This window comes from Bradyrhizobium vignae (genome assembly GCF_900324035.1).
Lineage (GTDB): Bacteria > Pseudomonadota > Alphaproteobacteria > Rhizobiales > Xanthobacteraceae > Bradyrhizobium > Bradyrhizobium vignae.
In genome coordinates, this window is record NZ_LS398110.1 from 7,620,462 (window position 1) to 7,640,947 (window position 20,486).

Genomic DNA, 20,486 nt, shown 5'->3' on the forward strand with positions numbered 1-20,486 from the left:
AGAGCCACGTCAGTCGGAGCAATCATGAACAAGCGGTTCCTCGTCATCGGCTCTTTTGCGGCAGCGCTTTGGTTGATCATTTCCGGCAGCGTGATCGGATTCGTCGCCTACAATTGGCTGCTCGAGAGCGTATCGACCTCCTTGGTGTCGACCTATACCTTCGTCAACCCGGTGATCGCGATGCTACTCGGCACCCCTGTGCTCGGAGAGCCGTTCTCTCGCATGATCCTGGTGGGTCTCGTCGTTGTCACCGTTATCGTCATCTCGCGCGCTGAACGCAGCCGCAAGACCTGACGACGGCAATTTTCTCCAAGTCGCCCGCGGCTCGTTCGTGCTGAAATCTCCGCAACAGGAGAGCAACATGAGCGACTTTGCGAGACTTCTGCACGCGAGCGGGCCGCATCCCGAACACGAGGCGGCGCTTCGGCTTTACGGCCGCTTCGTTGGCGACTGGAACAGCGAGATCACGGTACATGCGCCTGATGGCGCCAGGCACACGGCAATTGGCGAAATCCACTTCGGCTGGGTGCTGGAAGGCCGTGCGATTCAGGACGTCTGGATCATTCCCCGGCCTGCGGGCAGCCCAGCCTTTCCGATCGCCGGCAATTGGTACGGCACGACGCTGCGCGTCTACGATCCGGCCATCGATGCGTGGCGGATTTCCTGGTTCGATCCGGGCCGCCGCGTGTTCCGGCAGCAGATCGGCCGTCCGCGTGGCAACGACATCGTGCAGGAGGGCACGACCGAATCCGGCGAGCTGACGCGCTGGAGCTTTACCGAGATCACGGACGATTCCTTCCGTTGGCTCGGCGAAGCCAAGTCCGCAGCGGCACAGGATTTTCGGCTGATGGTGGAGGTCAAAGCACGACGGCGCAAGGCTATGACACCAGCGGACCCATGAAACGAGAAGAGGGGCCGGAATGCTGGTCCCGACCCCTCTTCGTCGTGGCCGCTGGGAAGCGTCCTTGAAAAACCTTGTTGTCCGCTTTAGCCGGCACCCATCAGCGAGGCGGGACGGCGTTCGCCGGTCAACGCGAACATCTTCTTCAGCTTGTTGACGGCGCGGATCAGGAAGCCGATCATCACCGGGTTGGTCTTGCGGCAGAAGGCGATCTTCTTGACGTGGCCTTCGACATGCCATTTGACATGCGCCCCGTCGCGGAAGAAAATGACGTCGCCGGGGCCGTAGCGCTTCGGCGGCATGCCATCACTTTCGAGCACGATCGATCCTTCCATGATCATGATCGTCTCATCGATGTCATAGTACCAGTTGAAGCGGCCCTCGGTGCAGTGCCAGATGATCGTCTGGGCAGTGCCGTCCGCGCTGGTCGACAGGACGCGCGAGCGGGATACCGGATTGCCCTCGATGATCCAGGACGGCTCGATCGGCCGCAGCTCGAGGTCCACGTTGCAACTACCGATTTCAATCAATGCGCGCGACATCTGCGTCCCCAGGAGATATAAATATGAATGGGCGGGTCTCGGCCCGGATTGCTTCGAAAGAAGCTGGGACGCTAGTAGCCGGTTTTTAATTCTTTCTTACGCAGAGCTCGACAATCAGCCCCTAGTTGCAAGTGCGAAACGGTTAACGTCGCGATTTCCCTGCAAATCCCTACACATGAACCGATCTTTTCCGGGGTGCGACAAAGTGCGCGAAGTATCGGAAGGAGCCGCACCGATGCCCCTCACGCCCGAGGTTCTGACCGCCAACGGCGAGGTGGTCGCCCGGCTCCGCAGCCTCGACATCTCCTTCGCGCCGGACGAGGAGCCGCAGGCGGCGACCTCGCCGAAATGCGCCGCGCGCGGATGCGCTTGAGGCGACACTCGACCACGAGCATGAGGTCAATGAGGCTCGCGAAGAAATCCGCGACGCGCTCGAGCTGCCGGAGAAGGATGATCCCGTCGGCGCGCTTTACGAGGCCGTGGCGGCTTCCGATGCCATCGTGCGCGCCACCGATGGCAGCCCGTTCACGACACTGTTCAACCGCTTCAGCATCGACAACAACCCGATGCTGCGCAACGCGGCCGCGTGAGGGTTGACGCTTGCGAGCTTGAACCTTCAAGGATCGTCATGCCCGGGCTTGTCCCGGCCATCCACGCCCTGCTACGGAAAAAGAAGAACGTGGATGCCCGGGACAAGCCCGGGCATGACGAGCAGCAGCGCTACTTCGCCCATTCGCCCTTGCGGAACACGGGCACCTTGCTGCCGTCGGCCAAAATGCCGTCGATGTCGGTCTCGGCCGAACCGATCATCCAGTCGATATGGATCAGGCTCTGGTTGCCGCCTTGCGCCGCGATCTGCTGCGGCGTGAGCTGGGCGCCGTTGACGAAGCATTTCGAATAGCACTGGCCGAGCGCGATATGCGAGGCGGCGTTCTCGTCGAACAGCGTGTTGTAGAACAACAGTCCGCTCTGCGAGATCGGCGAGGAATGCGGCACCAGCGCCACTTCGCCGAGGCGCCGCGCGCCCTCGTCGGTGTCGAGCACCTTGTTCAGCACTTCAGCGCCGCGCGAGGCCTTGGCGTCGACGATCTTGCCGTCCTCGAAGCGCACCGCGATGTTGTCGATCAGCGTGCCCTGATAGGACAGCGGCTTCGAGCTCACGACATGACCATAGACGCGGCGGCAATGCGGGGTGGTGAAGACCTCTTCGGTGGGAATATTGGCGTTGCAGCTGATGCCGTTCTTGGAGAGTGACGCGCCGCCTTCCCATTCGTGACCGTCGGCAAGCCCGATGGTGAGGTCGGTGCCGGGACCCGAATATTGCAAGGCGCGGAAGCGCTGGCCGTTGAGCCAATTGGTGCGTTCGCGCAGCACCGCATTGTGGCTCGCCCAATTGCCGATCGCATCCTCGCGATCGACACGGGACGCGGCGAAAATCGCATCAGCGAGCTTGCCGACCGCGATGTCCTCGGGATCATCAGGGAACACCAGCTTCGCCCAGGACGGGCTCGGATAGGCGATGATGTTCCAGTTGGTGTCGAAATTGACGATCTTCTCCAGCGCGGGCTGATAGGCCATCGAATTGGCTTTGCTCGCACGCGCCACTTTGGAAGGATCCTCGCCGGACAGCAACATGGGATTGTCGCCGACGATGGCGAGCCGTGCGGTGTTGTCCGAAAACGCCTTGGCCATGCCCTCGTAGAGCCAGCCGGCGGCACGATCGAAGCTGTTGTCGTGACCGTGGCGGTAGCGCGCCAGCGTCATCTCCTCGTCCGACAGGATCGGCGTCACGAGGCCGGCGCCGGCCTTGTAGGCATGCACGGCGATCCGCCGCACCAGCGGCAGCGCGATCGCGGGCGCGGTCAGCAGCAGGTCCTGTCCCGGCCGCAAGCCCAGGCCCACTTTCACCGCCACCTCGGCCAGCCGGTCGAGCTTCGCGGGATCGATGGGAGTGGAAGTATTGCGTTGATCAGTCATGCCGGGCCCTCTGCCGAAAGTCTCTCACTCAATCTAAGTCTAGCATCGCAAGACACAAGTGTGCGAGCGTCTTGCAAGGCGTGAAAGATACGCGGTTTCACGCATTTTGGTTTTCAACGCGTTGCCGATTTCAGCACCCGGTCGACCATCGCGGGCGCGAGCCCGAGGTAATTTTTCGGTGAGGTGAGCGCCTCGATTGTGGCGCGGTCGATGCGGCTCGATATCCGTGAATCGGCGGACAGCGCATCGGCAAGGCTCATTCCCTTCTCGGTGGCCCGACGGCAGGCGTCATAGACGACGTCATGCGCCTCCTGCCGGCCGATCTGCGGCGCGAGCCCCATCATGACCGCTTCGGCCACAATCAGGCCGCGGCTGATCGCGAGATTGTCGTTCATCTTCGCCTCGTCCACAATGAGGCCTGCGAGCGCAAACTTGGCTTGGTGCAGCGCGCCGGCGGTCAGTACGAAGCTTTCGGGGATCGCCATCCATTCGGCGTGCCAGGGACCGGTAGCTCGCTCGAAATCCTGCACCATCGCGTCCAGCATCAGGCCGGCGTGCTGGCGCACCGCCTTGGATGCCGCAAGCATCAGTTCCGATGAAATCGGGTTGCGCTTCTGCGGCATGGTCGAGGAGGCGCCGCGCCCCTTGACGAAGGGCTCGTAGACCTCGGCGAACTCGGTCGAGGCCATGATCATGATGTCGAGCGCGATCTTGCCGAGCGAGCCGGTGACGAGGGCGAGGAAGTTCACCGCCTCGGCAAAGCCGTCGCGCGCGACGTGCCATGTCGAGGCGGGAACGCCGAGCTTCAGTTCGGTGCAGAGCGCCTCCTGCACCTCGAACCCCTTGTCGCCAAGCGAGGCCAGCGTGCCGGCAGCGCCGGCGAACTGGCCGACCAGCACGCGCGGCTTCAGCTGCGCCAGCCGCTCGGCGTGGCGGTCGAACATCGCGAGCCAGATCGCGGTCTTGTAGCCGAAGGTGACCGGCAGCGCCTGCTGCAGGTGAGTTCGACCCGCCATCGCCGTGTCGCGATGGCGCTTCGACAGATCAGCCAGGATCTTGCGCAGCTCGGCGATGTCGCGTTCGACGATCTCGAGCGCGGCCTGCAGTTGCAGCACCACGGCGGTGTCCATGATGTCCTGCGTGGTCGCGCCCCAATGCACGTAGCGGCCGGCCTCGCCGCATTGCTTCACCATCTGATGCACCAAAGGGAGGATCGGATAGCCGACGATGTCGGTCTCCTGTCGCAGCAGATCGAAATCGAGCGCGCCAACCTCGGTCCGCGCCGCGATCGCTGCGGCGGCGTCCTGCGGGATCACACCGCACTTCGCCTCCGCCTTCGCCAGCGCCACCTCGACCTCGGCGTAGCGCGCAACCGTCGCGACGTCGGAGAACACCTCGCGCATCTCGGGCGTGCCGAAGGCGTCGCGAAACAGCAAGGAGTCGAGCACGGTGGTGGAGGCGGGGAAAGCAGGCATGAGCGTTTCTTCGTGGTTGGTGTTTGGTGTGAAGGCAGCTTACGCAGGCCACGTTTTTCGGCAATGGACATTCACCTTTCGCCACATCTGCCGCGCTCCGGCTTTACAACGGCGCGTCGCGCACGATGTCAGCAGCGCACGAAGAGCCTCGGGATGACGGTGTTGGATGGACGAATATGATCGCCTCGGCGATCGGCCCCAGACCGCAACATTCAAGCTGCGGTCGTATTCCCCTCCGGAAACGGCATGGCAGCCATCACGCAATCGCGATGAACCAAGCGCCACCTTCGCCAGACACACGATTTTCGACCCAAATTTCATTTTGTCGTTTTGCTTGCCCGATTTCGAAATGAGGCCTGAGTTCTCGACGTGCAGTTTCTGTTCCGGGACCACCTTCTCGATACCGACCGGCGCGAGCTGAGCCGCGAGCAGGTTCCCGTTGCCGTGGAGCCGCAGGTTTTCGATCTCGTCGTCCACCTCATGCAGAACCGCGACCGGGTGGTCAGCAAGGACGAGCTGATCGACAAGATCTGGCACGGGCGCAGTGTGTCCGAATCGACCCTGACCAGCCGGATCAACGCGGCGCGCAAGGCGATCGGCGACGATGGCGCGAGCCAGGCGCTGATCCGCACCATCACCCGCAAGGGTTTTCGCTTCGTCGGTGATGTCCAGACACAACACGGCGCGGTTCCGCCGGAACCGGTCCGCATCGCCCAACCTCAGGCAGCTTTCGCGCTACCCGAGCGGCCCGCGATCGCCGTGCTGCCCTTCACCAATATGAGCGGTGAGGCCGAGCAGGATTATTTCTCCGACGGCATCAGCGAGGACATCATCACCGCGCTGTCGAAGCTGCGATGGTTCTTCGTCGTCGCGCGCAACTCCTCCTTCGTCTACAAGGGCCGCGCCGTGCACATCCACGAGGTCGCGCGGGAACTCGGGGTGCGCTACGTCGTCGAAGGCAGCGTGCGGCGGAGCGGCGAGCGGGTGCGCATCTCGGCCCAGCTCAACGACGTTTCGACCGGCAGCCATCTCTGGGCCGAACGCTACGACCGCGAGCTCGCCGACATCTTCGCGGTGCAGGACGAGATCACCGAGGCGATCGTCGCCGCGATCGAGCCGCAGCTCTATGCCGCCGAAAGCTTCCGAGCCCAGCAGAAGCCGCCGGGCAGCCTGGATGCATGGGACCTCGTGATGCGCGCATTGTCGCATTACTGGCGCATCACCCGCGAGGACAATGCCGTCGCGCAAAAGCTGCTGGAGGAAGCCGTCGCGGTCGATCCCGCCTACGGCAAGGCGCTCGGCCTGCTCGCGACCAGCCATATGTTCGGCGCGCATATGGGCTGGGCCGACATGGCCGCGACCGCGCCGGTCGCTGAACGTGCGGCGCTCGCGGCGGTGGAGGCCGACCGCGAGGATGCCTGGGCCCATCACGGCCTCGCGTACACCTATCTGTTCCGCCGCCGCTTCGACGACGCGCTGGCTGAATTCGAATTGGCTTTGAGGCTCAATCCGAATTTTGCCATGGCGCATGCCTTCCACGGCGTGACGCTGTGCTATGCCGGACGATGGCAGGACGGCGATGCCGCCGCCCGCCGCGCACTGCGGCTGAGCCCGCGCGACCCGCTCGCGGCGATCTATTGCGGGGTTGCGGCCTATGCCCGGTTCGTCGGCCGCGACTATGAGGGGGCCGTGCGGATGGCACGGGAATCGATGCGCCAGCGCGGAGATTTCGTCGGCGCACACCGCGTGCTGACGGCCGCCGCCGGCATGCTGGGCAATCCGGTGCTCGCGGCTTCCGCCCTGGAGGGCCTGCGCCGCGCCCAGCCCGAGGTCTCGCTTGCCTGGATCACGCGCGAGCTGCCGATGCTGCGGGAGGAGGATCGTGCGCATTACCTCCAGGGCTTGCGGCGCGCCGGACTGAAATAGCCGTGGCGCGATGATGGCGGCGGACCTCCCCGTTGTCCATGGGGAGTGGAATTAAGCTGCGCCAATCGGCAAAGCACGAATCTTGCAAGCGCCCGCGGCATGAATGTCTTCGCGGAGTGCCCTTCAACGTACGACACGATCATCGTGGGCGCCGGCTCGGCCGGCTGCGTGCTGGCCAACCGCTTGTCGGCCGATCCAAGCCGCAAGGTGCTGGTGCTGGAGGCCGGTCACGCTGCCCCGCCCAACCTCCGACATTCCGTCGGACTGGCCGACGATGTTCAACACATCAGTCGATTGGGGCTTTCACACCGGGCCGCGAGCAGGCTGCCGCGGACGGCGCATCTACTGGCCGCACGGCAAGATGGTCGGCGGCTCCGGCGCGATGACAGCCGCCCCGATGTCGAGCCCGATCTCCAGCTCTATGGCGCGATCAGCCCGCACCGCGACTATGTGCGCTTCCTGTCGTCCAAGCCGGGCATCACCCTGCATGCGACCTTGCAGCGGCCGAGGAGCCGCGGCCGGATCACGCTGCGCTCGGGCGACCCGATCGAAGATCCCGCGATCGATCCCGGTTATTTCGCGTCGGACCCGAGTGGCAGCGACATCGTGACCATGATCGAAGGCGTGCGCATCAACCGTCGCATCGCAGCGCAATCACCGCTCAAGGAGATGATCGAAAGCGAGGTTACGCCGAGCGCGGAAGCGACCAGCGACACCGAGATCGCCGACTATGTCCGCGGCCATTGCACGACGCTCTATCATGCCGCCTCGACCTGCCGGATGGGCGCGGACGAGCTGGCCGTGGTCGATCCCAAACGATTGCAGGTGCGCGGCATCGACGGGCTGCACGTCGCCGATGCCTCGGTGGTCCCCGATCATGATCTCGGGCAACATCCAGACGCCGACGATCCTGATTGCCGAATGCGCAGCTGCGGCGATCACTGACTAGGCGCTAATCGTCGTCAGGCCCGAACAGCCTGATCTGCGGGAAGCCGCCGCGCGGCCGGCTCGCGGAATCGCGCGCATCGGAATCTTCGCGGATGTTGCGCGCAACGTCGTCCCAATCGGTGCGGTCGCGCATGCCGCGCGGCTCGCGGAATTCATAGTGCCGGCGCTCGGCCCAGCGCTCGCGACGCTCGGCTCGGCGCCGTTCGGACGCGGCGCGCTTCATGTCGGAATCCCTGGCCTTGGCATAGGCGTTGTTCGACGGGGATGACGGCTCGGTGGCGGCCTGCTGCTCGGCAGGTTTTGCTGCCTGTGGTGACGATGCCGGGGCCGGCTTGGACGGCTCGACTGCAGCGCCTTGCGAGGACTGCGGCGGCGGTGGTCCAGCATTCGCCGACGTGGTTTGCGTATCAGGCTTTGCGGCTTCAGGTTTTGCTTCGGCCTGCGCGGGTACTGCGATCATCGCGCCAAAGGCTTGGGAGCCGGTGAGATAATTGACGCGCTCGGACGGGGCATTCGCGCTCGCTGGCGTGGAAGCCTCCGTGCGCTGCGTCATCTTGCCGGTGTTCGGGCCCTGCTTGGGCGCGACTGGATTCATGATGTTGCCGGCAACGATACCGCCGCCGAGACCGATGGCGATGGCCGCGATGATGGTTCCGGCACCGACAAAATAGGCTGTCGCGGCGCGCATTCATCCACTCCTGTTTTGGAGCGGGCAACGCGTGGGGATTGCCAGATGTTCCTGATGGCCGCGGCTCCTCAAAGAGGAACCGCGCATGTCAGATCTGCTGCGCGACCTTCTCGAGCCCGATGAGGCGAGCGAGCTTGCGCACTTCTTCCTTCTGGTCGTCGCGGAGCTGGAACAGCAGCGGCATCGCGGCCGACTTCAACTGCTGCACCTCCTCGCAGTTCGGATCGATCTGCGCGCTGGGCGGCGCGTTTGGATTCGACAGCTTGTTCGCCTGGATCTTGCGGGCGACGTTGCGCAGCGCGGTCTCGACCGAGGGCCAGTAATATTCCTGCGACGACGACAGTTTCAGGCGATCCCTGATGCCGGCGATCTGCACGTCGGACAGCAGCGAATAGGACTTCTGCGGCTGCGGCTTGGCGACGACCTTCGGCTTGGCCGGAACTTCGACGGCTGGAACCTCGGTCGCGGCGGGCGCCTCGTGCGCGCTTGCTTTCGGCATCGGGAAATCAGAAGGCGTGGCCGCGGCGAAGGCCTGGCGCAGCGGCTCGGTCAGCATGGGAGCCTGGGCAGGCTTGTCGGCGGCGACCTGGACCGGCTCGATTGCAGCCGAGGCCAGAGCGAGCGTCGGGAGCAGACGGTCGGCCTTGGCGGCGCGGTTCGTTGCGAGCGGCTTGGGCGGGGGCGTCTGGGCGATCATCTCGGCGCTGATGCTGGGCACGCTGTCGCGGCCGAGAATTGCGGTGGTGGCGGCGCCGAGGACGAGGAAACAGGTCAGCGCGACGATGGTGATGGCTTTGGACAAACGTCCCTCCGCGTCCGACTTCAAGTCCAAGTCTGCAAGTCCAAGTCTGGAAGTCCAAGTCTGGCTTCAAGTTCAAGTCTGGCTTCAAGTTCAAGTGATCACTGCCCGGAAACTGGGCGATAATTAAGGCTTAACCGTGCCATCGCGGCGGCAATCGCGCGGACTACGACGACATCGCCCGGGGATCCCAAGCAGATCAGGCAGCTGCCGCGAGATCATAGGCGTCCTGGATGTCGGCCACGATCTCCGAGGCCTCCCAGACCGCGCGCGGCTCGACCGATTGCAGCGTCACCGTCCAATTGCCGCCACGGCGGGTGCGGGGAACGCTGACGATGTCGAAGCGCACATTGCGGCACAGCGGGTGGCGGGCCAGCGCATGGGCGACGCGAACGCGGATCTCGTCCAGCGTCGCAGCTCTCTTGCCGTTGAGATAATCGAAGTCCATCGCCTGTCCCTCTCGCTCCTGATTGGCGGCCGTGACGGGGATTCTTGGCGGGCGATGGTTAATCTGCCGTTAAATGAACGGAGCGGAAGCGTGCGGGATCAACCGTGATGGAGGGCTCTCTCCGAAACCAAGGTGGCAGTTGGACTCGCGGAGGCTCCCCCTCACCCGCCGCGCTCGGACGATGCTTCGCATCGATCGGCGCGCATCGGCCGCTCCCGTAGGCGGGAGAGAGGCGAACAGCCTACCGCGCACACGCCTGACGATATTCGGCGACTGTTCGCGCGACGAGATCATCGACCGCGAGCACGTCGGTCACCCCCGAAGCCGAGTGGCCGGCGCTCCAGACGTCGCGCCAGCGCTTTGGCCGGTTCTCGCGCGCGGCGACGTCGATATCCTCAGCGATGTCGATCGCGCCGCGTGCCGGCAGATCGTCTGGATCAAGCCCGGCGGCGACGATCGACGGCCTCAACATGCTGGTCTGCAGTCCCGTGAACGCGGTGGTGAGCAGGATGTCGTCCGCGTTGCTTTCGACCAGCATCCGCTTGTACCGGTCATCCGCCATGCTCTCCCGCGTTGCAATGAACTTCGTGCCCATGTAGGCGAGATCGCAGCCGAGCACGTCGGCGGCGTGCAGCGCGCGGCCGTCGCTGATGCCGCCCGCGAGCACGACGATGCCGTCGTAGAATGCGCGTACCGCGCGGACGAAGGCGAACGGGTTGAGCCAGCCCGTCTGCCCGCCCGCACCAGCCGTGAGCAGCACCAGCCCGTCCGCGCCTGCTTCCACCGCGCGCTTGGCGTGGCGGATCGAGGCGACATCCGCCAGCACCAGTGTGCCGGCGTCATGCAGCGGCTTCAGCACCGGTGCTGGCGAGCCGACCGACGTAATGACGATCTCCGGCCCGTGCCGGAGCAGCACGGCGAGGTCCTGCTCAAGCCGCGCGTTGGAGCGGTGGACGATCAGGTTCGGACAGAGCGGCGCTGCCTTATGGCCGGTTTCGTCCTCGTGCCGCCGCAGCCGCGTCTCGATCTCGGTGAGCCATTCATCGAGTTGTTCCGCGCCACGGCAATTCGCGGTGGGAAAGCTGCCGATCACGCCATTGCGGCAGGCTGCAGCCATGAGCTCGACGCCTGACACCAGAAACATCGGCGCCGCGATCAGCGGCAGCGCGAGACGATCACCGAAGCGTTGCAGTCGGTCCGATGGCATGCATGCCTCCCTCTCGCGGGCTTTGTCGTTTCCTCCCGCGGTCTCTGTGCTAGCGTCGTCAGCAACATTGGCACGCCAGAAGCCGATGACAAAGCAACGAGGAAACACATGTCTGATCCGCTCCACGCATCATCCCCGGCTTGCGCACAGACGCTACGGGCGCTGTCGCGCTATCCCGATCGCACCGCTTTCGCCTGGCCTGAGGGATCGCTGAGCTATCAGGGCACCATCGACCTGATCGGACGCATCCAGGGCGTTTTCATGCGGCTTGCATTAGGGTCTGTACTCAATAGGGATTCCCGCTGAGGCGGAGTTGTGATTCAAGACCTCCGAGTCGAAGGGGGGCTTGATGGGGCAAAAGCTATATTGGCTGAGTGAGGCGGAGTGGAAGCGGATTGAACCGCTGTTGCCACGTGGGCGGCGCGGCGCCCATCGCGTGGATGACCGACGCGTGATCAGCGGGATCCTCCACATGCTGCGATCGGGCGCACGCTGGCGAGACTGCCCGGCAGATTACGGCCCCTACACGACCATCTATAACCGCTTCAATCGCTGGAGCCGCCAAGGCGTGTGGGGCAATATTTTCTACGCCTTGACTGGCTCAACCGGCCGGGTCGGGACAATGTCCATCGACGCGACCCACATCAAAGCCCACCGCTCGGCGGCGGGCGCAAAAGGGGGGACTTCCAGCAGGCGGTCGGCCGCTCGCGAGGCGGACGCACCACCAAAATCCACGCGCTGACCGAGGATTATGGACGTCCGATCGCCTTCGTGATCACGCCTGGCAACTGCCATGACCTCACGGCGGCGCGCGATCTGCTGCCTGCCGTCTCTCCTGCTCGACGATTGCTTGCTGACAGGGCCTATGACGCCAATAGCCTGCGTGAGTGGTTGGCCGAGCGCGGAACAAAGGCAGTAATTCCGCCCAACCCAACTCGCAAGCATCCGCACCGGTACGACGTGAAGGCCTACAAAGGACGCAATCTCATCGAACGCATGTTTTGCCGCCTCAAGGACTTCAGGCGGATTGCGACCCGCTACGACAAGCGAGCCGACAACTTCCTCTCGGCCATCCTCTTGGTCGCCGCCGTTACTTGGTGGATCAATTGAGTCCGGACCCTAGAGCCCGGCGCGCGCGTCGCCTTCCTCACCGCGAACCGCGCCGATACCTGGTGCGCCGGCGTCGCCGCGCAACTGGCGCGGCTCTGCATCACCTGGCTGCATCCACTGGGATCGCTGGAGGACCAGCTGTTCCAGCTCGAGGATTCCGAGGCCGAGATGCTGGTGGTCGATGCGGTCGCCTTCCGTGACCGCGGCGGCGAGCTCGCTACGAGGGCGACCCGGCTGAAGGCGGTCTTCACCATGGGACCGGCCGACTATGGCACCGACCTGTTGCAGGCGATCGAGACCGGAGGCCATTTTAGCGCGCGATGCCTCGCCGGCTCTGACGACCTCTCCACGCTGAACTACACCGGTGGCACGACCGGCAAATCCAAGGGCGCGCTGCGCTACCACCGCGAAAATGCCGGAGCCGCTGCCGCGATCCTCGCCGACTTCGAAATCCCGGAGGGTGCGCGCTATCTGACGGTCGCCCCGATCAGCCATGTCGCCGGCACAAAGGTGCTGCCGACCCTGATGCGCGGCGGCAGAGTGCACATGCTGAAAAGCTTCGATCCCGAAGCCGTGCTGGCCACGATCGCACGCGAGCGCATCAATTTCACGCTGCTCGTGCCGACCATGATCTATGTGCTGCTCGATCAGCCCGCGCTCGGCAAGACCGATTTGTCCTCGCTCGAGCTCGTGCTCTATGGCGCCTCCGCGATGTCGCCGACCCGGCTAGTCGAAGGCATCGAACGCATCGGCCCGGTGTTCTCGCAGCTCTACGGCCAGACCGAATGCTATCCGATCTCGGTGCTGCGCAAATCTGATCATGACCCCAAGAACCCGGAGCTGTTCCTGTCCTGCGGCTTCCCGATCGCGGCGTGCGAGGTCAAGATCCTCGACGACAACGACCGGGAAGCGAAGACCGGCGAGGCCGGCGAGATCTGCGTGCGCGCCCCGCATGCGATGGCGAAATACTGGAAGCGGCCGGACATCACCGCCGAGACGCTGAAGAACGGCTGGGTCCACACCGGCGACATCGCGCGGAGGGACGAACGCGGCTACATTTGCATCCTCGACCGCAAGAAGGACATGATCGTCTCCGGTGGCTTCAACATCTTCCCGCGCGAGGTCGAGGACGTGCTGTCGCAGCACGCCGACGTCGCGATGGTCGCGGTTGTCGGCATTCCCGACGAGAAATGGGGCGAAGCCGTTACCGCCATCATCGTACCGCGTGACGGCGCAAGGCCCGATCCGGACGAGCTGATTAATCTCGTGAAGACGCGAAAGGGCTCGGCGCATGCGCCGAAACAGATCCAGTTCGTCAAGCAACTGCCGATGACCGGCGTCGGCAAGGTCGACAAGAAGGTGCTGCGCGCGGGCTTCTGGAGCGGGCGGGACCGGATGGTGGGGTAAAAACCCCGGGATCTTACGGTGTCGTTGTGGCCCCGGCACCACAGCGGGCAACGGAGTGCGCGTCGGCGATGCCCACCCGATTGCCGGCGAATCAGGGAATCACCTAGACCGCTGATGGGGCTGGGAAGCGGAGTAAGACATGAGAGTCGCTTCCCTGGAAAGTGCAGTCGCCGCGGTTACGTTGATCACGGCTATCATCGTGGTGCTGTGGGAGATCAAGATCTTCTACGGTCTGTGAACTGGCAGGATGGCAAGCATCCCTTCCGCGGCGGCGGAAGCCTGCCGTTCAATTGGTCCACGCGGCCGCAAGCCTCCGCATATTCGACACAGCGACCACACAATAGATGTCATCGCCCGCTTGACCGCATAGGCGTTAAGGTAGCGCGAGCATCGATTGATACGGACGTTTTCGAGGAGGCTCGCGCAGGTGCCGCCCAAGCGCTCGCTTTCTGCGGCGAAAGCAACGGATGGTTGGTTGTGGAATGATCGCTTGTAGCAAGGATGCAACGAGTTGTTGCAAAACACGCCAAGCGCCAGGTGCCGTCAGACGGCCTGCGTCCAGCGGGGAGAGTCCTCGAAGTCGCGGGCAAGCGGCTCGAGCAGCAGGATGATCAAGAGGTGTGCCAGCAAGTAGGGCTTGGCGGAGCGCGGATCGGTTCCAGGTGGCGTCTTGAGACCAATCAGACTCTTCAGTCGCTTGAAGCCAAGTTCGATGCGCCATCGCAGTCGATAGAGCGCGAGTACATCCTTGGTGGAGAACTCGTCCCGCGCGAGCGACGTGACCAGAATGACCCAATCCGCGGCTTCCAGAGTTTCTTTGGAGATGACGCGGTTTTCGTCTTGTGCGTCGCGCCGGGCTTTACGGCGCGAAGCCGCGACTGCACCGGCGGGCTTCTTGACTGCGACCAGACGCATAGCCAGAGGCGCACCGTCCTTGCGTTTGATCCAAATCCTCCGATCGATCAGTCCGTGCGCCTTCGCCGCACGCAATTGGGCCATCAGATCGAACGCAAGGCCTTTGGCATCAAGCCAACGTGCGTTCTTCCAGCCCGCTCGGATCAAAACGTCTGCCCCGGCGTCGCGCACAGCGGCGATGCGGTCAGGTTGTAGATAAGCGCGGTCAGCAATGCGGATCTCGTTCTTGACCACCGGTATCCGGTCAAACGTTTCGCCTTCTTGCTGATCTGTCAGCTCGAAGTGACCAAAGCGCTCATATGGCAGATCGAATGCACTATGAACGCGCCAAAGCTCACTGTTCCTGCGCGCAGCCGGTCCTGCCTGAGGCACTGTCGTCGCATCGATAATGCGGATCAGGCGGCCTCGGCTCGCTTTCGGGGCTGCCGCAGCGAGCAAGCCCTCCACCAGCACTGCAAACCAATCGCCACATTGACGCAGGCGATAGAACAACGCCACGCTGCTGAGGTCGGCAAGGCCAACAGAAGCGGCCCACGCGGCTGTCGATCTCAACCCTCTTTCACCCAGACAATAGGCCAGCATCAGCCGAAGTAACGCCACCGCATCTGGAATTTGGCGCCGCCGCACGAAAGCCTTCGTCTGGCGCGCACTTATTTCAAGCTGCGCAGCCCCGCCGAGCTGCGTAACCACTCTCGTCCAGTCCTCGTTCAGAAGCGATTCGTCTGCCATCCCGCCTTGGAATCACGTGTGATTCCAACACTCAAGAACAAACTTAACGCCTATGCGCTTGACCGGGCGATCCAGTACGCCGAGACGCCTGTGATTCAACAGGTAGGCCGCGGCGTACTTCATGCCCCGGCCAAGCCGGTGCATGACAGCGAAAGTGATACGCTGGCGTCGCGCTCCTTACCGTTTCTCGATCACCAGGCTCTGCACGGCGCGGCCGAAATAGCCCTGCCTGTCCGCCAGCCGCGACATCGCAAGACCCGCGCCGTCAGGGCCGATCCAGGAATCGCCATCGAGCAAAATCCACTCGCCGATCGGCTGGCGCGCAAAGCTCACGGTGAGATCGGCGTTGATGTAGGTCCAGGCGCGGAAGTCGAGCGAGGAGGCGGTGCCGTTGGAGAAGTCGGCGGCGACCACCGCGCGCATCGCCTGCGAGACCGCTTCACCGGCGATCAGGGGGTGGTCGACGCGAAACCAGATCGCGCCGGCACCGGCCTGGCCGAAGCGGCCGCGCGCGGCACGCATCGACACCGATCGCACGAACGGGCTGGTGGCGGCGTGACCGTCCTCGACCAGCGAGTCCTCTGGAGACGGCAGCGTGATCGGCAGCTCCTTGACCTCGTCCGGCAGCGCCTGGGCCTGTCGCCTGATCTTGAGCACGGTGGCGCCGACCACCTGCACGCCGTCGGCGAGCAGCTTGATTTCGCAGAGCTGGATCTTGCGGCCCTCGCGCAGGACCTCAGTCGCAATCGTGAGCGGCGCGACCGGCACCGGGCGCATCAGATCGATGGTGACGCGCGCGATGTCCATCGCGACTGGCGTCGGGATCCGTTCGGCCGCCCACGTCACCAGCGAGGCCGGTGCCGAGCCGTGCTGCATGCGCCGGTCCCAGGGACCGGCGGCATCCGGACTGGTGACGACGCTGTTGCCTTCGACGCGGTAGATGGGAGACATTTGGTACTCACTCTCACGGCGCGTTCCCCGGACGCCGCGCAGCGCGTAAGCGGTGCGCTGCTGAGCCGGGGTCCAGTCGTTGCGCGATGGGTCCCGGCTCGGCGGCGCGGCACTTCGCGCCGCACCACGTCCGGGACACGGCAATCACAACGGCGGATCGATCGCTTCGTCGTATTCCTTCTTGAAGCGCGCGATCAACTCGGCGGCCGGCACGACCTTGTCGATGCTGCCGATGCCCTGGCCCGAGCCCCAGATTTCCTTCCAGGCCTTCGGCTTGGCGCGCTCGCCGGAGGCGTCGGTGCCGAAATTCATCTTGGAGGGATCGGACGTCGGAAGATTCTCCGGATCCATGCCGGCGGCGAGGATGGAGGGCTTCAGATAGTTGCCGTGCACGCCGGTGAAGAGGTTGGAGTAGACGATGTCGTCGGCGCTCGAGCCCGCGATCATTTCCTTGTACTTCTCGACGGCATTGGCCTCCTTGGTCGCGATGAAGGCCGAGCCGATATAGGCGAAGTCGGCGCCGAGGATGCGTGCGGCGCGAATCGCCTTGCCATTGCCGATCGCCCCGGACAGCGCAATCGGGCCATCGAACCATTTTCGCGTTTCTGCGACGAAAGCCAGCGGCGAGATGGTGCCGGCATGGCCGCCGGCACCGGCTGCGACCAGGATCAGGCCGTCGGCGCCCTTCTCGATCGCCTTGTGCGCGAATTTCTGGTTGATCACGTCGTGGAAGACGATGCCGCCCCAGCCGTGCACGGCCTGGTTCAGCTCTTCGCGCGCGCCGAGCGAAGAGATGATCATCGGCACCTTGTACTTGGCGCAGAGCTGCATGTCGTGATCGAGCCGGTTGTTCGACTTGTGCACGATCTGGTTGACGGCGAACGGCGCCGACGGCTTGTCGGGATGCGCGCGGTCATAGGCCGCAAGCTCTTCGGTGATCCGCGCCAGCCATTCGTCGAGCAATTCCGGCGGCCGCGCATTCAGCGCTGGAAACGAGCCGACCACACCCGCCTTGCACTGCGCGATCACGAGATCGGGCACCGAGACGATGAAGAGCGGCGAGCCGATCACGGGGATCGACAGGCGCCCTTTGAACAAGGCAGGCATGGACATTGCGGAACGATCCTCTTCTGGCGGTCAAACTGGAGTTGGGAGCCATACCAACAAGGCAATCTTTCCACTGTCAAGTATTGCGTTTTGGCGCCGCAGCGGATGCAGTTACCGCAATTCCAAGCAGCGGAATTCTTACCCATCCGCCTCCTCCGTCATTGCGAGCGCAGCGAAGCAAATCCAGACTGTCTCCGCGGAGGGACGCTGGATTTGCTTCGTCGCAAGAGCTCCTCGCAATTGTGCGAGGCGAGAGCTGCGGATGACAGCCCCTACCCAATCAAATCCGGGTTGATCAGCCGCTCGAACGAGAACATCTCGTCCCATTTCTCCTGCGTCAGCAGCTTGCGCTCGACCACGACGATCTGGTGCAGCGACTTGCCGCTCTTGTAGCCCTCGCGGGCGATCTCGGCGCATTGCTTGTAGCCGAGCAGCGGCTTCAGCACGGTGACGATGCCGAGCGAGTTCAGCACCATATTGCGGGTGTGCTCCTCGTTGGCGGTGATGCCGACGACGCAATTCTCACGCAGGCTGTTGACCGCGCGCTCCATGGTGCGGATCGAGAAGAACAGCGCGAACGAGATCACCGGCTCCATCACGTTGAGCTGGAGCTGGCCCGCCGAGGCCGCCAGCGTCACCGTGGTGTCGAGGCCGATGACCAGGAAGCTGGTCTGGTTGACCACCTCCGGGATCACCGGATTGACCTTGCCGGGCATGATCGAGGAGCCCGGCTGCAGCTGCGGCAGGTTGATCTCGTTGAGGCCAGCGCGCGGGCCCGACGCGAGCAGGCGGATGTCGTTGCAGATCTTTGTCAGCTTGCTCGCCGTGCGCTTCAGGACGCCTGAGAGCTGCACATAGGCGCCGGTGTCGGAGGTCGCTTCGACGAGATCGCCGGCGAGCACGAAGTCGACGCCGGTGAGCGCGCCGAGGTGGCGAACGGCGAGCTTGGGATAGCCGACCGCGGCCGTGACCGAAGTGCCGATCGCGGTGGCACCGAGATTGATCTCGCGCAGCAGCGCGCGTGCCTCCGAGATGCGATCGACCTCCTCGCCGATCGTGGTGCCCCAACCGCGGAACTCGGCTCCCAGCGACATCGGTACCGCGTCCTGCAGATGGGTGCGACCCATCTTCAGCACGCGGTCGAACTCGCGCCCCTTGGCGAAGAAGGCCTCCTGGAGCTGGCGCAGCGCCGTCATGTAGCTCTCGAGCCGCAGGATCAGCGCCAGCCGGAAGGCGGTCGGATAGGTGTCGTTGGTCGACTGGCCGTAATTGACGTGATCGTTGGGGCTGACGTGCTGGTAGTCGCCCTTGGTGAAGCCCAGCGATTCCAGCGCGAGGTTGGCGATCACCTCGTTGGCGTTCATGTTGGTCGAGGTGCCGGCACCGCCCTGGATGAAGTCGGTGACGAACTGATCCATCATGTCGCCGGCGATGACGCGGTCGCAGCCGACGATGATGGCATCCGCGACCTTGGCGTCGATCGCGCCGAGATCACGATTGGCCATGGCGGCAGCCTTCTTGACGTAGCCAAGCGCCTTCACGAAGTAGGGCTCCTGGCTCATCGGAATACCGGTGATGTGGAAGTTCTCCTTACCCCGGATGGTCTGGACGCCGTAATAGATGTCGTCGGCGATCTCACGCTGTCCGAGGAAGTCGTGCTCCGTCCGGCTCATGGGCGCTCCTTGTTGCTTGTGCGCTGGGCCATCACGTCAATTCTGGCACAGCGCACTGGTCACGAAAGTATCGGTGCGGCAATCATCCGGCTTACGTTGCCTGCCCGGGATGAGAACCTTGGCCGAGCATTTCTCTGCGGAGTCGGCGTTGAGGCTCTTGCCTTCCTTGTAACCCTTGCCCTGGCAGAGCTGGTCGGCGGCCTGCTTGCAGTCGGGCGCGCCGTTGGACGAGACCGGGCAGACCACGCGCCCCGACACCATGGTCGAGGGCTTGGCCAGCCGCGACAGGTCGTCCATGGTTTGGCTGGGGCGTTTGATCGGCGGCAGGATCGAGGGCAGCTTGTCGAACAGCTTGCCCATTTCATTGATCAGCCCGGGATTTTCCTCGTGCGCCGGCGGCGCCGATGGAGCGGGTGTCGATCCCTGCTCCTGGAGGCCGAGCGCCGGCGGGGCGGATTGTGTCCACCCTGTCCCGCCGCCACCGAGCAGAAGCAGCATCGCTGCTGACGTCAGCGTCCCGAACCGCATGGCCGGATTGCCGGATCGAACCATCATGACGGCAACCGTAACCGAAGCCGGCGCGGCGGCAAAGCCGCTGGCGCTAGATCAGCTTGATGGCCACCACGAAGCCGAGCACCAGCACCGCGGCGCCGATCGCAACCCACAGGCCGAGATGCTTCTCGATCCGGACCCGGATCCAGTCGCCATAGCGGTTGAGCAGGATCGCCACGACGAAGAAGCGTCCGCCGCGCGCGACGATCGAGCACAGGACGAACAGGACGATGTTGTAACCGGCAAAGCCCGAGGTGATCGTGACGAGCTTGTAGGGGATCGGCGTCAGCCCCTTGAGCAGGATGATGATCGCACCCCATTCCGCATAGGAGGCGCGGAAGGCGTCGACCTTGTCGCCGAGGCCGTAGACCTGGATCAGCCATTGGCCGACCGAGTCGAACAGCAGCGCGCCGATGGCGTAGCCGACGATGCCGCCGACCACCGATGTGATGGTACAGACCATTGCATAGACCCAGGCGCGCTTTGGGCGCGCCAGCGACATCGGGATCAGCATCACGTCCGGCGGGACCGGAAAGAAGGAGCTTTCTGCAAAAGCCACGGCGCCCATGATCCAGAGCGCGTAGGGCTTGTGGGCGGCGTCGATGCACCAGTCGTAGATACGTTTCAGCATGGCGCCGCGATGAAGCACCATGAGACGGATTTGTCCATGCCGAGATTGAGGCGATTTTTGACGTTTCTAGTGGCGCTTGCGCCCGGCGCGGCCTTCGAGCGCGACAATTGGCCGCCGAGAGGCCATGCGCGGTGACGCGACTTTGGGCAGCTTCATCGGCGACTTCGGCAGCTTCTCGGCAATACCGAGCAAGTCTTCTCGCCGCGTCATTTCCCGCCAGACGTCCTCCGGACGTACTCCGGCCGAAGCCCACAGCACGGTGAGGTTGTAGAGCAGGTCGGCGCTTTCACGGATCACGGCCTCACTATCGCCATTGACCGCATCGATGACGACTTCAATGGCCTCTTCGGCCAGCTTCTTCGCCATTTTGGAGGGCCCACGCTGAAACAGCCGGGCCGTCCGCGATGTTGCCGGATCGAGATCCTTGGCCGCGAGCACAGCCAGATATAGCCGCTCAAGCGAATCACTCATGGTACTCAAAACTACTCTAAACAAATGGC

20 protein-coding genes and 2 pseudogenes are annotated in these 20,486 nt (G+C 64.0%); 8 read left to right on the top strand and 14 right to left on the bottom strand.

Annotation, left to right across the window (positions count from 1 at the left end):
* The first annotated feature begins 24 nt into the window (after window positions 1–24).
* Both BRAD3257_RS36610 and BRAD3257_RS36615 read left to right on the top strand, forming a co-directional pair.
* Window positions 25–294, top strand: coding sequence for an EamA family transporter (locus BRAD3257_RS36610; protein ID WP_244607827.1), 270 nt, complete (start codon window positions 25–27; stop codon window positions 292–294).
* Between the two features lie 67 nt (window positions 295–361).
* Window positions 362–901 carry a hypothetical protein gene (locus BRAD3257_RS36615; RefSeq protein ID WP_162500471.1) on the top strand — a complete coding sequence of 180 codons (540 nt, stop codon included), beginning with the start codon at window positions 362–364 and terminating at the stop codon, window positions 899–901.
* Between the two features lie 86 nt (window positions 902–987).
* Here BRAD3257_RS36615 and BRAD3257_RS36620 read toward each other — a convergent pair whose 3' ends face one another.
* Window positions 988–1,443, bottom strand: coding sequence for a cupin domain-containing protein (locus tag BRAD3257_RS36620; RefSeq protein WP_162500472.1), 456 nt, complete (start codon window positions 1,441–1,443; stop codon window positions 988–990).
* A 235-nt stretch (window positions 1,444–1,678) separates the two neighbouring features.
* On the opposite strand from BRAD3257_RS36620, the gene BRAD3257_RS41615 reads away from it, so the two are divergent.
* The gene (locus BRAD3257_RS41615) at window positions 1,679–1,816 is read left to right on the top strand and encodes a hypothetical protein (protein ID WP_244607828.1); all 138 of its coding nucleotides are present in this window, start codon (window positions 1,679–1,681) and stop codon (window positions 1,814–1,816) included.
* Between the two features lie 347 nt (window positions 1,817–2,163).
* Here BRAD3257_RS41615 and BRAD3257_RS36630 read toward each other — a convergent pair whose 3' ends face one another.
* Both BRAD3257_RS36630 and pcaB read right to left on the bottom strand, forming a co-directional pair.
* The gene (locus BRAD3257_RS36630; RefSeq protein ID WP_122405882.1) at window positions 2,164–3,420 is read right to left on the bottom strand and encodes an aminopeptidase; all 1,257 of its coding nucleotides are present in this window, start codon (window positions 3,418–3,420) and stop codon (window positions 2,164–2,166) included.
* A 113-nt stretch (window positions 3,421–3,533) separates the two neighbouring features.
* Window positions 3,534–4,895: a 3-carboxy-cis,cis-muconate cycloisomerase gene (pcaB, locus tag BRAD3257_RS36635; RefSeq protein WP_122405883.1), complete on the bottom strand. Its 1,362-nt coding sequence runs from the start codon at window positions 4,893–4,895 to the stop codon at window positions 3,534–3,536.
* A 369-nt stretch (window positions 4,896–5,264) separates the two neighbouring features.
* Between pcaB and BRAD3257_RS36640 the strand changes: the two genes are divergently transcribed.
* Both BRAD3257_RS36640 and BRAD3257_RS40170 read left to right on the top strand, forming a co-directional pair.
* Window positions 5,265–6,821 carry a winged helix-turn-helix domain-containing protein gene (locus BRAD3257_RS36640; RefSeq protein WP_122405884.1) on the top strand — a complete coding sequence of 519 codons (1,557 nt, stop codon included), beginning with the start codon at window positions 5,265–5,267 and terminating at the stop codon, window positions 6,819–6,821.
* 99 nt (window positions 6,822–6,920) lie between these two features.
* Window positions 6,921–7,766, top strand: a complete 846-nt coding sequence (locus BRAD3257_RS40170) for a GMC oxidoreductase (RefSeq protein WP_244607829.1) — start codon at window positions 6,921–6,923, stop codon at window positions 7,764–7,766.
* A 7-nt stretch (window positions 7,767–7,773) separates the two neighbouring features.
* Here BRAD3257_RS40170 and BRAD3257_RS36655 read toward each other — a convergent pair whose 3' ends face one another.
* The 4 genes from BRAD3257_RS36655 to BRAD3257_RS36670 all read right to left on the bottom strand — a co-directional run bounded on the left by BRAD3257_RS36655 (window position 7,774) and on the right by BRAD3257_RS36670 (window position 10,911).
* Window positions 7,774–8,457, bottom strand: coding sequence for a hypothetical protein (locus BRAD3257_RS36655; RefSeq protein ID WP_122405885.1), 684 nt, complete (start codon window positions 8,455–8,457; stop codon window positions 7,774–7,776).
* Between the two features lie 88 nt (window positions 8,458–8,545).
* Entirely contained in the window at window positions 8,546–9,259 is a 714-nt protein-coding gene (locus BRAD3257_RS36660) for a hypothetical protein (protein WP_162500473.1), read from the bottom strand.
* Between the two features lie 196 nt (window positions 9,260–9,455).
* Window positions 9,456–9,704, bottom strand: a complete 249-nt coding sequence (locus BRAD3257_RS36665) for a hypothetical protein (protein ID WP_122405886.1) — start codon at window positions 9,702–9,704, stop codon at window positions 9,456–9,458.
* Window positions 9,705–9,945: 241 nt separating this feature from the next.
* Complete coding sequence (locus tag BRAD3257_RS36670; RefSeq protein WP_162500474.1) at window positions 9,946–10,911, bottom strand: NAD(P)H-dependent flavin oxidoreductase; 966 nt, start codon at window positions 10,909–10,911, stop codon at window positions 9,946–9,948.
* A gap of 108 nt (window positions 10,912–11,019) precedes the next feature.
* Here BRAD3257_RS36670 and BRAD3257_RS36675 point away from each other — a divergent pair.
* The 3 genes and pseudogenes from BRAD3257_RS36675 to BRAD3257_RS36685 form a co-directional block, all read left to right on the top strand.
* A pseudogene (locus tag BRAD3257_RS36675) lies at window positions 11,020–11,187 on the top strand (AMP-binding protein); the annotation flags it as partial.
* 73 nt (window positions 11,188–11,260) lie between these two features.
* A protein-coding gene (locus tag BRAD3257_RS36680) for an IS5 family transposase (RefSeq protein ID WP_407120425.1) occupies window positions 11,261–12,021 on the top strand; the annotation gives its coding sequence in 2 pieces (ribosomal slippage) (window positions 11,261–11,597 and window positions 11,597–12,021; 762 coding nt in all).
* A gap of 9 nt (window positions 12,022–12,030) precedes the next feature.
* Window positions 12,031–13,428 (top strand): annotated as a pseudogene (locus tag BRAD3257_RS36685) (AMP-binding protein); the annotation flags it as partial.
* A gap of 543 nt (window positions 13,429–13,971) precedes the next feature.
* Here BRAD3257_RS36685 and BRAD3257_RS36690 read toward each other — a convergent pair.
* The 7 genes from BRAD3257_RS36690 to hisE form a co-directional block, all read right to left on the bottom strand.
* Complete coding sequence (locus BRAD3257_RS36690; RefSeq protein ID WP_122405888.1) at window positions 13,972–15,072, bottom strand: IS4 family transposase; 1,101 nt, start codon at window positions 15,070–15,072, stop codon at window positions 13,972–13,974.
* Window positions 15,073–15,249: 177 nt separating this feature from the next.
* On the bottom strand, window positions 15,250–16,023 hold the full coding sequence (locus BRAD3257_RS36695; RefSeq protein ID WP_122405889.1) for a thioesterase family protein: 774 nt from the start codon (window positions 16,021–16,023) through the stop codon (window positions 15,250–15,252).
* Between the two features lie 144 nt (window positions 16,024–16,167).
* A complete protein-coding gene (locus tag BRAD3257_RS36700) occupies window positions 16,168–17,136 on the bottom strand; it encodes an NAD(P)H-dependent flavin oxidoreductase (protein WP_122405890.1) in 969 nt (322 codons plus the stop codon).
* A 266-nt stretch (window positions 17,137–17,402) separates the two neighbouring features.
* The gene (locus BRAD3257_RS36705; protein WP_122405891.1) at window positions 17,403–18,803 is read right to left on the bottom strand and encodes an aspartate ammonia-lyase; all 1,401 of its coding nucleotides are present in this window, start codon (window positions 18,801–18,803) and stop codon (window positions 17,403–17,405) included.
* A 36-nt stretch (window positions 18,804–18,839) separates the two neighbouring features.
* Window positions 18,840–19,358, bottom strand: coding sequence for a hypothetical protein (locus tag BRAD3257_RS36710; protein ID WP_122405892.1), 519 nt, complete (start codon window positions 19,356–19,358; stop codon window positions 18,840–18,842).
* A 46-nt stretch (window positions 19,359–19,404) separates the two neighbouring features.
* Window positions 19,405–20,007 (bottom strand): YqaA family protein, encoded by a 603-nt coding sequence (locus tag BRAD3257_RS36715; RefSeq protein ID WP_162500475.1) that lies wholly within the window; start codon window positions 20,005–20,007, stop codon window positions 19,405–19,407.
* Window positions 20,008–20,052: 45 nt separating this feature from the next.
* Window positions 20,053–20,457, bottom strand: a complete 405-nt coding sequence (gene hisE / locus BRAD3257_RS36720; RefSeq protein WP_122405893.1) for a phosphoribosyl-ATP diphosphatase — start codon at window positions 20,455–20,457, stop codon at window positions 20,053–20,055.
* Window positions 20,458–20,486 lie beyond the last annotated feature (29 nt).

What these genes read in the sequence shown, in the direction of transcription:
- BRAD3257_RS36610 (WP_244607827.1), top strand. Translation starts at nt 25, where the DNA reads ATGAACAAGCGGTTCCTCGTCATCGGCTCTTTTGCGGCAGCGCTTTGG.
- BRAD3257_RS36615 (WP_162500471.1), top strand. Translation starts at nt 362, where the DNA reads ATGAGCGACTTTGCGAGACTTCTGCACGCGAGCGGGCCGCATCCCGAA.
- BRAD3257_RS36620 (WP_162500472.1), bottom strand. Translation starts at nt 1,443, where the DNA reads ATGTCGCGCGCATTGATTGAAATCGGTAGTTGCAACGTGGACCTCGAG.
- BRAD3257_RS41615 (WP_244607828.1), top strand. Translation starts at nt 1,679, where the DNA reads ATGCCCCTCACGCCCGAGGTTCTGACCGCCAACGGCGAGGTGGTCGCC.
- BRAD3257_RS36630 (WP_122405882.1), bottom strand. Translation starts at nt 3,420, where the DNA reads ATGACTGATCAACGCAATACTTCCACTCCCATCGATCCCGCGAAGCTC.
- pcaB (WP_122405883.1), bottom strand. Translation starts at nt 4,895, where the DNA reads ATGCCTGCTTTCCCCGCCTCCACCACCGTGCTCGACTCCTTGCTGTTT.
- BRAD3257_RS40170 (WP_244607829.1), top strand. Translation starts at nt 6,921, where the DNA reads ATGAATGTCTTCGCGGAGTGCCCTTCAACGTACGACACGATCATCGTG.
- BRAD3257_RS36655 (WP_122405885.1), bottom strand. Translation starts at nt 8,457, where the DNA reads ATGCGCGCCGCGACAGCCTATTTTGTCGGTGCCGGAACCATCATCGCG.
- BRAD3257_RS36665 (WP_122405886.1), bottom strand. Translation starts at nt 9,704, where the DNA reads ATGGACTTCGATTATCTCAACGGCAAGAGAGCTGCGACGCTGGACGAG.
- BRAD3257_RS36670 (WP_162500474.1), bottom strand. Translation starts at nt 10,911, where the DNA reads ATGCCATCGGACCGACTGCAACGCTTCGGTGATCGTCTCGCGCTGCCG.
- BRAD3257_RS36690 (WP_122405888.1), bottom strand. Translation starts at nt 15,072, where the DNA reads ATGGCAGACGAATCGCTTCTGAACGAGGACTGGACGAGAGTGGTTACG.
- BRAD3257_RS36695 (WP_122405889.1), bottom strand. Translation starts at nt 16,023, where the DNA reads ATGTCTCCCATCTACCGCGTCGAAGGCAACAGCGTCGTCACCAGTCCG.
- BRAD3257_RS36700 (WP_122405890.1), bottom strand. Translation starts at nt 17,136, where the DNA reads ATGTCCATGCCTGCCTTGTTCAAAGGGCGCCTGTCGATCCCCGTGATC.
- BRAD3257_RS36705 (WP_122405891.1), bottom strand. Translation starts at nt 18,803, where the DNA reads ATGAGCCGGACGGAGCACGACTTCCTCGGACAGCGTGAGATCGCCGAC.
- BRAD3257_RS36710 (WP_122405892.1), bottom strand. Translation starts at nt 19,358, where the DNA reads ATGATGGTTCGATCCGGCAATCCGGCCATGCGGTTCGGGACGCTGACG.
- BRAD3257_RS36715 (WP_162500475.1), bottom strand. Translation starts at nt 20,007, where the DNA reads ATGGTGCTTCATCGCGGCGCCATGCTGAAACGTATCTACGACTGGTGC.
- hisE (WP_122405893.1), bottom strand. Translation starts at nt 20,457, where the DNA reads ATGAGTGATTCGCTTGAGCGGCTATATCTGGCTGTGCTCGCGGCCAAG.